We start from the raw sequence: 12,920 nt of genomic DNA on the forward strand, positions 1-12,920 counted from the left end.
ATAGGAAGATTCATCAGTACTACTTCTTACTCAGCCCTCCTGAATTACAATTTCAAGTCACTGGCGCGACTCATGGGTTGAGTGGGTTGATTTGCCGGCGGCTGGGCAAAGTTCTTATTTGATAGAATTGCGATCGCACGCGCATATTGGGGATCACTCTTGGTTCCGATTAAATCTGGATTAGAAGCCAACTGACGCTCTTGTGTCTCTGTCAAGTCTAGCTTAATATCTGGGGTGATCCCTTTATGGTTAATATCCGTTCCCGCCGGGGTGTAGTAATGGGCAATGGTGACAGCCAAGCCGGAACCATCTGCGAGTTCATGAACTGACTGGACTAATGCCTTACCAAAGGTTTGACCACCTACGACTACCGCCCGCTTATTATCCTTGAGTGCCCCTGTGAGGATTTCGCTAGCACTAGCTGAATTACCATCTACTAAGACCGCCAAAGGACGATTTGTCAGCGCAGTCCGATTGGCTTTAGTTACCTCACTGCTGCCCACACGGTCTACTGTCTTGACAATGCCACCGTTATCATACCACATTCGCGCAATTTCAATGCTAGCCTGCAACAAACCACCAGGATTTCCTCGCAAATCCAACACATAAGAATCAACTTTCTTAGTGTTCAAATCGCGGATGGCTCGTTGCATTTGGTCTGCGGCGTGGGCGCTAAATTCCCGCAAACGGATATAGCCAACGCGGCGATTCCCTTCTTGTCTGAGGGTATAACGTACCGTTGGCACCTCAATATTTGCCCTCGTCAGCTTGACATCAAAGGCATTTTGCCGCATCCGTCCCAGCCGTAGCTTGATGGGAGTACCCGCTTTGCCACGAATTAGCTTAGAGGCATCATCCACTTTCATTTTGAGAGTGGGTTTGCCGTCAATTGCCAAAATTTCATCGCCTGCTTTGATCCCAGCTCTCAGTGCGGGAGAATTTTCTATGGCTTCGACAACAGTGAGCCGCTGAGTTTTTTGGTTTACTTCCATGCGAATCCCAATGCCAGAAACTTCCCCAGATGTTTGGCTAGTCAGGGCTTCAAATTGTTTGGGGTCCATGAACCGAGTGTAAGGATCTCCCAACTTCTGTAAAGCTTCGCGGATGGCAGTATAAGCTTCTTCACGAGAAGAATAGTCTTTGCTCAACAGGCTTTGTCTGGTTGCTTGCCAATCTTGTTGATTAAATTTAGCATCAACATATTCGTGATTCACCACTTGCCAGACTTGATCAACTATCGCTTTCGGGCTGTCTTGTAGGGCTAGAGCGGCACGGACATCACGAGTCCAGGCGGGACCGAACACAGACATTGTAGCAGTAGTGGCGATCGCTCCACCAATCAAGGCTACTTGAAGCGGCGAGTAACTTTTGGCAGATTGGTTCATGTATTATATCAGTTGGAATAATTGTGTTGTTGACAGTTTAACAATCAGGCTTTCCAGAAAATTTCAGTTTTTATACCCTAAACTCAGCTATGCTCCCTCGATCCTTTTTATCGTTGAATGATGCTGAAAATACTCCATTGTTAACAAGCATTTCTCAGTTTGTTAGCTTTCTCCCGAAGCCTATAGTGAATATGTGACACTTTGACTAGCGTCATGTTTGCACTTCTTGATTACTTTTATAAGATAGCACTTGGATGGCTCAATTGCAGCACTGTTATACAGCTATTAAATCCGGTTTTCTTACCTAAGTCATGAAACGCAAATTTACCATCAAATTATTAATTTCTATTAAAAGAAAATTTGCTAATCTGTGGCAATTGTTACAAAAACTAACTATTGGATTGTACTTTGTTCTGGGCGCTTGGCTGATTTTTACCACTATAACCTTAGTTTTTGCTTCTTCGCAGCCAGTAGATGCTTTGTTTGTGCTTGGTGGCAGTATTAATCGAGAAATTTATGTTGCTCAACAAGCAAAACAATATCCGCAAACCCCAATTTTAATTTCTCATGGTTCCCCAGACCCCTGTATATGGTTAATTTTTCAGCCGGAATTAGCAGAGTTACAAAACGTTTGGTTAGAAAAGTGCGCTAATTCTACCTTTGAAAATTTCTATTATGGTATCCCGATTCTCCGGCGTTGGGGAGTGCATAAAGTCATGTTGATTACCTCGCCAAGTCACTTACCCAGAGCCAAATGGATGGCACAGATTCTTTTGGGCACTCATGGTATTTGGGTAGAGTCAGAGATTGTTCAGGAGTTGGGTGTTCCTGGTAATCGTGAATCTTGGCCTAAAACTGGATTAGATTTAACACGCAGCCTATTTTGGGCGATTTTAAGTCAAATTATTCAACCGCAATGCTCAAATGTGACAAGGCTTACCCAAGTAGATATGCAAGCTTGGGAGCATCAAGGTTTTCATTGTGAACACCAAGGGGGGTTGGGGAGATAAGGGAGATGGGAATCTACCAGAGGACTATAATGCTACTCCGTTTTTTGATAGCATGATAACCGTGTCATCATGCTAATTATGATCGTATCGTTTAAGGATAAAGGAACCGAAGATATTTTTGATGGCAATGACTCAAAGGAAGCTCGAAAGCAATGTCCTATATACTGTTGGGAAGTTGCACGCAGAAAATTGGATCAACTTAATGCAGCATTATCTTTAGATGACATTAAAGTTCCACCAGGTAACAGGTTAGAAGTACTAAAAGGTGAGCAAAAAGGTCAGCATAGCATTCGGATTAATGACCAATATCGTATTTGCTTTATATGGACACTCCAAGGTCCATCAGAAGTTGAAATAGTCGATTACCATTAGGAGATAACAACAGATGAGAGTTCCAAAGTATAGATCCCCATCACATCCAGGTGAAATATTACTTAAAGATTTTCTAGACCCAATGAGAATAACTCAAAGAGAACTTGCAGATGCACTTCACGTTCCTTATCAGCGAATAAATGAGCTTGTAAATCAAAAGCGAGGTATTACACCTAGTACGGCAATCAGGTTATCAAAATTTTTTGGAAATAGCTCAGAGTTTTGGTTAAATCTCCAACAAAACTGGGAACTTTACCATGTTCTCAAGGAAGAAGAAGAGGAACTAAAAAGTATTTTGCAATTCCGAACCACGAAGTAGCGATCGCCTGGAAAATTAAGCGATATATTTGCATAAAATAATCGCAATTGGGCGTAGTTTAAGAACATACGTGTGAACTTCAGATAAAACTCCTTTAAAACTAAGACTTACGCAAAACTACACGCGGTAGGGGCAATTCATCTAGCTTTAGCTGACCGCCAGGTATTGCCCCTACCTAAAAATCATAGTTTCAGCTATTGTTTGCGTAAGTCCTAAAAACCTCGTTTCCAGCTAGAGACTGCCCCCATTAGGCATTCCCAGTCTCTAATGGGAACGAGACAAATAATCATTTGAAACCTACGAAGCAGGGTAAAGCCTCGTGTAGTTGAGGTTTATAACTGCCCTTTTAACCTTAAGTTGACTTCAATCAGTTGGTTTATTAAAAACTTCTAAAATCTGTCGGCAAATCTGTTTGAGCTTATCCCCAATTTCACCAGAAGGCGAAGATGCGCCGACAATACTCCAGTTTTCTACTGTAGAAAGTCGCCAAGCTTCGCCGCGATGATCAAATCCAGCTACCTCCACGCCGATCGCCCGCCGGGAATTATTGATGGGATCTTGATAAAATCGGATTTGAATTAAAATACTGCGACTTCGCCAAGATTTGCTGATACCAGGAAAGTGAAAGCCAATATCTATAGAATCTGGATCGACTAACTCCCTGGTTTCTGGGTCATTCTTCCAGGGTTTGAGATCAGATTTGGCATCAGGAAACTCGAATTTGAACAAATTAACCACCGTAGCAATGTTGCTGGCGAGTTCAAGGTTCGTTGCCTGTTCAGCTGCGTTCACTAAAAAACACTCCTATATTGCGTCAGCATCTTCAGGGATGTGAAGACAGAAAAACCGCCACAAGGCTTACATTATTGGTGCTTCAGCTTATCAAAGACCTTTGAAATTTAGCAAGTCTAAATCATCCTTCCCTAACAATCCTGGTAACAAACAGATGCCAAAAATCGCTTCTTGTTTGGGACTGGCTAACACCTATTAAGTAATTATACTTAAAAATTCCTCAAAAGCAGATGAAACTCTGCCCTTTATAAAAAATATCAAGATTTTCTGCAAAATCCTTGGCTGACAAGAAGGATAAATTGCGCTAGCGATCTAAAATGACACTGGTAATCGGCAAACAAAATGTATGGTGCGTCAACGCTCAGTTTTTTCATTTTTTCTAGTATTATTGTCCACATTTCTCTTTAGTTGTGGCGGTCCTGGTGTCGCGGTGGCACCTCCGACTTATACAGCAGCACAACTTGAAAGAATTCAGGCATATATTCCTGAAATTCAGGCTGTGCGCGATCGCTCTCAAGAGTTGAAAACCCTGATCCAAAGAGGTGATTGGATTAATGTGCGTAACTTTATACATGGTCCGATAACAGAAGCAAGGCTGAATCTGACTTATGTCACTCCCAACCTTCTACCTAAAGACCAACCCACAGCACGTCAAATAACGCGAGATTTCTTTAACCACCTAGTTAAACTTGATAAAGCTACTAGTGCTAGCAATCCTCAAATTGCCTTGATTAACTCCCAAGCTGCTTTCGCAGACGTTGACAAATTCCTCCAGCTGCTTCCTAAAGCAGAAGAGAGTTAGGAGTTAATAGTTAAGAGTTAGGAGTTAGGGGTTAGGAGTTAGGAATTTTTAACTTCTCACTTTTAACTTCTAACTTCTCACTTCTAACTTTAAGCACAAGTCATGAATGTAGTTATTATCGGTTGTGGTGTAGTTGGGGCTGCGATCGCCTATGAACTAAGTCTAGTTAAAGGACTAAAAATCACAGTTTTCGACCGAGAACCACCTGCACAAGCTGCCACGGGCGCTGCACTTGGCGTTTTGATGGGCGCAATCAGCCAAAAAATCAAGGGGAAGGCTTGGCAGATGCGACAAACTAGCATCCAACGCTATGAAACCTTGATTCCTGAACTAGAAACTTTAACTGGTCGCAAAATCCCTTTTAATCGTCAGGGAATTCTCATGCTTTTATCTGATTTTTCCCCTTCTTTAGAGGGGATATCAGCATGGGAGAAACTGGTAGAAATTCGCCACTCTCAAGGCTGGGATTTGGAAATTTGGGACACGGCTAAACTCCAGAATATTTGTCCTCAAATTAATCACAAAAAAATTACTGGTGCTGTCTATTCTCCCCAAGACCGCCAACTTGATCCAACTGCCCTCACATTAGCTTTAGTTGAGGCTGCCCAGCAAAATGGTGTGACTTTCAAATTTGGTGTCGCTGTTTTGGATACCCCAACCTCAACACCTGAATCTTCTCCCCAATTTTGCAATCAACTTGAGACTACAGAAGGAAAAATAGCCGCAGATTGGTTTGTAATCGCCGCCGGACTAGGTTCAACACCACTGACGGCAAAATTAAATCAGATGGTTGATATTCGCCCCGTACTTGGGCAAGCGTTGCAATTACGTGTGGGGCATCCATTAGGTAATCCCGACTTCCAGCCAGCGATAACGGGTAACGATGTCCATATTGTTCCTGTGGGCGGTGGAGATTATTGGGTGGGTGCGACAGTGGAATTTCCCACCAATGGTTATGAAATACCGCCAAATCAAGAACTGCTGGAATTTGTTAGAGAACAAGCGATCGCATTTTGCCCAGAGTTAGCCACAGCAACGATTCTCCGCACTTGGTCGGGGTTACGTCCCCGTCCTGAAGGACGCCCAGCTCCAGTTATTGGTAAGTTGCCAGGGTTTACTAATGTCCTCTTGGCTACCGGACACTATCGCAACGGCGTTTTACTAGCACCCGCTACAGCTTATGCAATTCGTGAGATGATTATTTCTTAGGGAGTGGGGAGATGAGGGGGACAAGGGGGATGAGGGGGACAAGGGGGACAAGGAGAATAATCCATGCCCAATGCCCAATACTTCTCTACGAAACCCTTCGGCAAGCTCAGGGCACCGCGCTGTTCGCGTTCGCTCAGTACAAGTGCCCAATGCCCCATGCTCAATCTATAGGAAAATAGCGTGTCAATAACAGAACATAAAATTAATGTAGATTCACTGGAATGGTTTTATCGGGAATCTTTACCAATCGGCAGAACTGATTTAGCGCCTGTGTTGTTGCTACACGGGTTAGTTTCACAAAGTTATAGTTGGCGTAATATTATACCTGCTCTAGCGAATCAGGGTACAAGAGCGATCGCTCCTGATTGGATTGGTTATGGCTTTTCTGCAAAACCAGAAAAACGAGATTTTGCTTATACTCCTGATGCTTTTATCACAGCTTTAGAAGGATTTATTAAAGCGTTAGAACTTGAACATTTTTCTCTAGTTGTACAAGGGTTTTTAGGTTCTGTGGGATTACAATATGCTTTGCGTCACCCAGAACAAATTGCCAATATAGCTATTTTAAATACACCAATATCAACTACTGCCAAATTACCCTGGAAAATTAAACAAATGGGTTTACCTTTGGCAGGTGAAGTAATGACCCAAGACCCGCTTTTGGTTGACCGGACGCTAGAAGGTGGAAGCCGTTATCGCATCGGAGATAAAGATTTAGATATTTATCGAAAACCATTTTTGAAAGCTTCTACATCTGGTCGAAGTCTCTTAGCAAGTATTCGCAATTTACAGCTTGATTCAGCAATGACAGAAATCCAATCTGGCTTTAAAGAATGGCAACAGCCAATTCTAATTCAATGGGGTATGATTGACCCTTGGCTACCTGTAGAAATTGCCCAAAATTTTGCAAATTCCGTACCCAATACTGAATTAATAAAACTTAATAACGTCGGACATTATCCTCAAGAACACTACCATGAAGCGATTTTAGAAGACCTTTTACCCTTTGTGCGTCGTAAAGATGCTTATTGACAATCTACCTCTAGCAAAAATCGATATTATAAAAATGAATTCATGATTAACACAGATATTTATCTGTGTTAATCATGAATTCGGGATTTTTGCTAGATTGATAAATGTTATCCCCACCTGCATTTGTGAACTTTTTATTACCACTAAAAATGTCTCACAACCACAAGTAAAGGAGATTAGAATTCATGGCTTATTCATGGTTTAAAGCATTTCATATTGTTGGATTTGTAGTTTGGTTCGCTGGTTTGTTCTACTTAGTACGTCTTTTTATCTATCACGTTGAAGCGAACCTTGAACCTGAACCAGCGCGAACGATACTCAAAAACCAGTATCAAATTATGGAAAAGCGCCTCTACTATATTATCACCAACCCAGGAATGTTTGTGACGATCGCAATGGCTATCGGTTTATTAAGCACTGAACCGGATATTTTAAAAGAGGGGTGGTTGCATATCAAACTGCTGTTTGTGGCTATTTTAATTGGCTATCATCATTACTGCGCTCGGCTGATGAAGAAATTAGCAGTAGATGAATGTGGCTGGAATAGTCAGCAATTACGTGCTTTAAATGAAGCACCTACAGTTATGTTAGTAGCGATCGTGTTGCTGGCTGTGTTTAAGAATAATCTACCTACGGATATCACTGTCTGGGGCATTTTTGCAATGATTATTTTCATGGCAGTAACTATTCAACTTTACGCCAAAAAACGTAGGCAAGATAAAGAGAAGCTGACGGCAGAGATAGGGCAACCACAAGAACAAAGTTAGATTAACACAAAGTAGGGTAGCAGAGCTGTGCTACTCTACTAAAGATTGCATCATCACAACAACCGCTAGCAATTGCCTATTACCGAAACAGTGCTGAGTGTGAAGATTCATAACTACTACTTCTTACTCAGCACTCCTGAACTTATCTTGGAAACGTTTTGAGTAAATCATCGCCAGGAATCACGCTAGTATAGAAAGCATATTTGCGATTAGCGACATAACGACGGTCTTGTTTAACAATCGCCATAAAGTCTCTATGTCCCTCACGGGTACGTCCCACTAAACAACCCGCACTGGCAAGGCGAATATCATTCCGGGGAAAATCAAAGCCGTAATGTTGATTCACATAAAAATTATCACCTGTATCAAGTTTGTCGCCAGTCCGTTTAAAATCTTTGTTGAAATCTCTACAAACAGTTATATCTCCAACTTGCACTAATGCTTCGTGAGGCTCTGCTGTGCCGTGGATGCCAACAGCCCAAGCTTTGTATTGTCCAAACTGAATCCTAGCTGCTCCTTTAGGATTCATCGAATTATAAGTGTAGTATTTCCCTGGTTCTGTAGTAGCTTCCCAGTGTTCTACGATTTTGGGAACACCATTTACTACTTCAATGACAATCCGCCGATCATTAAATTCATTCGGTGCATCATTGTTGAGAGTCCAGTCTGCATTTATACCCTCTACATAAACAATGTTATATTCTTTTGGATTGGTGAATACCTGATAATTTTTAGATTGCAAGTATTTCACAATCCTGCTAGCAATGTCATTACCAAGTTTTAAGGGGGGTTTAGGAAGATCATCTGGTTTGGTTTCAATCAGTTTCTTGGCTGTGACTGCTCCTAAAAAGTCAGTCTCTCCAGTCTTTGCTAATTGTTGAAATTTTTTGAGAGATATCACAGAAACAGGGCCAAATTTCCCATCGGCTGGAGGTTCTAGCAAACCTAAGCTGATTAACAATATCTGAATCTGACGAGCCAAGTCTGCGTCATCAGCGATCGCCTCAAATCCCCATTTTTCCTCTTTTACCAAAAAATCTTGTAGTTTCATTATGCACCTACTTTCATTTACCTAATTTTAAGTATAAACATCATTTTAAAGATTTATGTTGTTTCAAATAATACTCTCAAATTAATTATTACGTCAAAGTTTTTACTATTAATTTATGATTCAGCATACAAAAATTTACAAATTTTATACTTAATCATAAAAGTATTTATTGGGAATATACAGCAGATTGCAACTTAGTGAGGTACAGATAATCGTAGGGGCACAACATGTTGTGCCCCTACCCGTGTACTTCATTTATCTGAAATACGCTGTATATTAAATTTTTTACAGACTACGCTTCCAAATCGAATTTAATTTTCGTGATGCCAAACAGTTTTGGGGATTTGAAGATTTTATGAATCTGGGTCAAACTGCGATGACTAATGCTGCTAATCTCTCTTTTTTTATGGTCAATTTATCCCATTATTTTCTAGTTCAGTTTCGTCAAGATAATCCTGGTGCAGGCATTGTTGATCTGAAGGCTTACTGTCGTGGTTTTCGATATGTTCGTGAAATGTTAAAAATACTTCCAGAACCACCAGAGCCTATTTTATTAGCCGAGATTTTTGCCAAGCTTACTTCTTTTGGTCGTATTCACAATGCTTCTACAGCCCTTGAACCCTCGTAATTTGGCTAAGGTATTGTAACCACAACAAAATTTTTGTTGGTTAATAACAATCCAGGAGAGAATTGTGCAAATTGTTTCTGAGAGAACGCAGACCCACTGCCATCTTCGTCAATGAATAATGCACCTGTAGAGGTGTTATAGATAAATAGCTGATCGCTAGTGGTTGCAGATGTTCCCAAAGTAAACTGACTTGCCAGAAGTGGACGTGGTGATGGCTCACTGTATGAAACAGATACCTCAATCAGGTCATTAGTGGGGTTGAAGTCATAAAGATTATCAATACCTCCGCCATATGGATTATCGAAAACAAAAGTATCACTACCGTTCCCACCTCTGAGGGTGTCATTTCCATAGCCCCCGGAGAGAGTATCGTTGCCATTGTTCCCCACTATATTGTCATCGTAGTCTGTACCATAAATCTCTAATTGTTCAATATTCTTGTAACTAATGCTATTGGTTCCTGCCCTAATCGATCCACTGTTAGTAGTGGGATTGATTGTGGAAATTATTCCCTTTGTAGCATTCCCATAACCGACTATCAACAAATCGTCCTCATTACCTCCATCTATCCTATTATTGCCACTACCCCCCCCAGAGAGGGTATCGAAGAGGGTATCGTTACCATTACCTCCATTGATTGTATCATTGCCACTACCCCCCCCAGAGAGGGTATCGTTACCATTACTACCCAATATATTGTCATCGTAGACTGTACCAGAAATATCTAATCGTTCAATATTCTTGTAACTAACACTATTGCTCCCTACCGTAATTACTCTACTGTTAGTAGTAGCATTGATGGTCGTTGTGATCCCCTTTGTAGAATTACTGTAATAGACTATCAACAAATCGTCGCCACTCCCTCCATCTATGGTATCATTGCCACTAGTGCCCGCATCAAGAGTATCGTTGCCATTACTGCCCAATATATTGTCATTGTAGTCTGTACCAAAAATATCTAATCGTTCAATATTCTTGTAATTAACGCTATTGTTCCCAGCCGTAATTGCTCCACTATTAGTAGTGGCATTGATGGTCGTTGTGATCCCCTTTGTAGAATTACCGTAATAGCCAATCAACAAATCGTCGCCATTCCCTCCATCGATGGTATCATTGCCACCATCGCCAGTGGAGAGAGTATCGTTGCCATTGCTTCCCAATATATTGTCATTGTAATCTGTACCAGTAATATCTAATCGTTCAATATTCTTGTAATTAACGCTATTGCTCCCTGTCGTAATCGATCCACTATTATTACTGGCATTGATTGTAGAGGTTATCCCCCCTGTAGTTTTTTCGTAATAGACGTTTAACAAATCGTCCCCATTACCTCCATCTACCACTTGAGTTACTAAGGAATCTGTAGTAGATCCTATTAAATTTATAGTAATGGTATCATTGCCATTCCCTCCATTGAGGGTATTACTGCCATAATCTTTCTCTACTGATATATAAAGTTGATCATTGCCATCGCCTCCAGAGAGGATGTTATTACCTGCTGAATAAAGAATATCCAAGGTATCGTTACCAACGCCACCATCGAGAGTGTTATTACCTTTATCAAGAGTCTTATTACCTTCGTAGATAATGAGGCCGAAGTTAAAGATCGAGAGATGATCATTGCCGTTGCCTCCAGAGAAGATGTTATTGCCTGTTGAATACTCAGACGACAAGGTATCGTCACCATCATCTCCACAGAGGATGTTATTGCCATTTGATGCTGCAATGGACAAATTATCATCACCAGCGCCTCCCTTAAGGGTATTATTTCCCGATAGATAATTGTCAATTGTGATCTCATCACGATAGTCTAAATAGCCGCCAGAGGCGCTAAGAACATCATTGCCATTGCCCCCATACAGCAGGTTATTACCCGTTGAAGCGGAATCAGATTCCAAAGACTTAACATTTAAGTAATCGTTACCAGCGCCTCCGCTGAGGGTGTCATTGCCTATACCATTACTATTATTATTAAGGGTATCATTCCCCGCACCACCATTAAGGATGTCATTGCCCAAACTATCATTAAGGATGTCATTTCCGGCACCACCGTTGAGGGTATCATTTCCGGCACCACCGTTGAGTGTATCATTTCCCGCACCACCTCTAAGGATGTCATTACCACTCAAGCCGTTGATGATGTCGTCACCCCCCTGACCATTAATCACATCATCTGAGTTATCAAAGCCGTTAACATTGTTCGATAGGTCATTCAGGAAGGTAACTGTGTTCTTTTTGAAGACGCTGCTTTGAGTAGAGTTGGCATTGAAAACATCAAAGCTGTCCGTAATGCTAGTTTGCCCATCAAACTCTATATTACCCAAGTTTACAGTGGCTCCAGTAGATTCGCTCAAGTTATCTAGGTTTTCCAAGGCAAAGTTTTGCAGAATGACTCTGGGATAAGATACACCTTCATTGATGTCATATATATTTTCAAAGCCGATTTCTAAATTGCTGCCATTCTTGGTCAGCAGCATATTTTGGGCAGTTAAGCCATCGCCCTGGAATTTTAGAGTATCCACTTCCGCAATGACTCCGGGTGTTGGGTTTATTCCTTTACCAATGCCACCAAAATCGGTGATGCGCCCAGTGTCATAGTCCGCGATCACAAATTCATCATTGCCACTGCCACCACTTAAGATGTCTTTGCCCCCGTTACCTGTGATCGTATCGTTGCCTCCAAGACCGTTAATCGTGTCCGCGTTATAACTGCCCAGTAGGGTATGATTTTTGCTGGTTCCAATGATATTTGCCATAACTTTTACCTACCTAAATCTAGCTTTTCAATAACTTCAGTTCTCAACCTTGACTTAAGTGCTGTTTTTCGGCACAAATAAACCGCCTTAATAATACGTTTTCACTATCTTTAAGCAACAGTAATCTTTCTCAAAGATTCACTCAAAGAATAGTTTTTACGTGATCCTATTTAACTATCTCTAACTATCTAATCCTTAAACGCTGTATAAATTAATCAGCATCTATATTCCAGATAATCGGTCTTTTCCGGCTAAATTAATTATTCTTGTTCTGGAAAAACCACTCAACAAGAATAATTAAAAAATCTGACAATTGAATGCCTAGAATTCACACTTGATATTTGGTTGATTGCCAGCGTCTAAGTCCTAGTAGAAGAGAAAATAGTCAACTGTTGACTTTGACTCACTGCAGATATTTTTATACCTTTATTGGGGGCAATTCTGCGTAGATGTCTATTTTGAAAATAGAGAATATCTAAATAACCCAACACTACTTATATACTACCGTATTTCAATACCTTAGCCAAAATAAGAGCATGAAGAGGTAGGGCGTTTCGTAGTAGAGTTGTTGTCTTCCAAAACGACAACTCAAAAGCTACAATTCGCCCATGTTAGACATATATAAGTTAATTATTCCCAAAATAAAAGCCCAAACGGAGAATATTTATTTACAGCAGTTTTCATGTATTTGAACCACATCTGTCGTAGGGGCACAGCAATGCTCATACGTGTCAACTTAACGTAAAAGCCATGTCCCGCAAGGAACTGAAGTTCCTTGCTAATAGCGAAAGTCAATC

11 protein-coding genes and 1 pseudogene are annotated in these 12,920 nt (G+C 41.1%); 8 read left to right on the forward strand and 4 right to left on the reverse strand.

What is annotated here, in order from left to right; translation table 11 throughout:
• Positions 1-44 precede the first annotated feature (44 nt).
• A complete protein-coding gene (gene ctpB, locus HWQ38_RS36545; RefSeq protein WP_292804176.1) occupies positions 45-1,385 on the reverse strand; it encodes a carboxyl-terminal processing protease CtpB in 1,341 nt (446 codons plus the stop codon).
• 311 nt (positions 1,386-1,696) lie between these two features.
• On the opposite strand from ctpB, the gene HWQ38_RS36550 reads away from it, so the two are divergent.
• From HWQ38_RS36550 to HWQ38_RS36560, 3 genes are all read left to right on the forward strand, one after another.
• A complete protein-coding gene (locus HWQ38_RS36550; RefSeq protein WP_292804178.1) occupies positions 1,697-2,395 on the forward strand; it encodes a YdcF family protein in 699 nt (232 codons plus the stop codon).
• A 78-nt stretch (positions 2,396-2,473) separates the two neighbouring features.
• The gene (locus tag HWQ38_RS36555) at positions 2,474-2,767 is read left to right on the forward strand and encodes a type II toxin-antitoxin system RelE/ParE family toxin (protein ID WP_292804180.1); all 294 of its coding nucleotides are present in this window, start codon (positions 2,474-2,476) and stop codon (positions 2,765-2,767) included.
• Between the two features lie 13 nt (positions 2,768-2,780).
• Entirely contained in the window at positions 2,781-3,086 is a 306-nt protein-coding gene (locus HWQ38_RS36560; protein ID WP_292804182.1) for a HigA family addiction module antitoxin, read from the forward strand.
• A 363-nt stretch (positions 3,087-3,449) separates the two neighbouring features.
• On the opposite strand, the gene HWQ38_RS36565 is transcribed toward HWQ38_RS36560, so the two are convergent.
• The gene (locus HWQ38_RS36565; protein ID WP_292804185.1) at positions 3,450-3,878 is read right to left on the reverse strand and encodes a hypothetical protein; all 429 of its coding nucleotides are present in this window, start codon (positions 3,876-3,878) and stop codon (positions 3,450-3,452) included.
• A gap of 346 nt (positions 3,879-4,224) precedes the next feature.
• On the opposite strand from HWQ38_RS36565, the gene psbQ reads away from it, so the two are divergent.
• The 4 genes from psbQ to hemJ all read left to right on the forward strand — a co-directional run bounded on the left by psbQ (position 4,225) and on the right by hemJ (position 7,688).
• Positions 4,225-4,680: a photosystem II protein PsbQ gene (gene psbQ / locus HWQ38_RS36570; protein ID WP_292804188.1), complete on the forward strand. Its 456-nt coding sequence runs from the start codon at positions 4,225-4,227 to the stop codon at positions 4,678-4,680.
• Positions 4,681-4,782: 102 nt separating this feature from the next.
• Entirely contained in the window at positions 4,783-5,889 is a 1,107-nt protein-coding gene (locus tag HWQ38_RS36575) for an FAD-dependent oxidoreductase (protein WP_292804191.1), read from the forward strand.
• Positions 5,890-6,069: 180 nt separating this feature from the next.
• The gene (locus HWQ38_RS36580) at positions 6,070-6,921 is read left to right on the forward strand and encodes an alpha/beta fold hydrolase (RefSeq protein ID WP_292804194.1); all 852 of its coding nucleotides are present in this window, start codon (positions 6,070-6,072) and stop codon (positions 6,919-6,921) included.
• A gap of 185 nt (positions 6,922-7,106) precedes the next feature.
• Entirely contained in the window at positions 7,107-7,688 is a 582-nt protein-coding gene (hemJ, locus tag HWQ38_RS36585) for a protoporphyrinogen oxidase HemJ (protein WP_292804197.1), read from the forward strand.
• Positions 7,689-7,830: 142 nt separating this feature from the next.
• Here the strand turns inward: hemJ and HWQ38_RS36590 are convergent, their stop codons facing one another.
• Positions 7,831-8,739: a peptidoglycan-binding domain-containing protein gene (locus tag HWQ38_RS36590; protein WP_292804200.1), complete on the reverse strand. Its 909-nt coding sequence runs from the start codon at positions 8,737-8,739 to the stop codon at positions 7,831-7,833.
• A gap of 283 nt (positions 8,740-9,022) precedes the next feature.
• Between HWQ38_RS36590 and HWQ38_RS36595 the strand changes: the two are divergent.
• Positions 9,023-9,367 (forward strand): annotated as a pseudogene (locus HWQ38_RS36595) (IS4 family transposase); the annotation flags it as partial.
• A gap of 5 nt (positions 9,368-9,372) precedes the next feature.
• On the opposite strand, the gene HWQ38_RS36600 reads toward HWQ38_RS36595, so the two are convergent.
• Positions 9,373-12,123 carry a calcium-binding protein gene (locus tag HWQ38_RS36600; RefSeq protein WP_292804203.1) on the reverse strand — a complete coding sequence of 917 codons (2,751 nt, stop codon included), beginning with the start codon at positions 12,121-12,123 and terminating at the stop codon, positions 9,373-9,375.
• Positions 12,124-12,920: the final 797 nt, after the last annotated feature.

The organism is Nostoc sp. NMS7 (assembly GCF_017115085.1).
In the GTDB taxonomy this organism is placed as follows: Bacteria; Cyanobacteriota; Cyanobacteriia; order Cyanobacteriales; family Nostocaceae; genus Nostoc.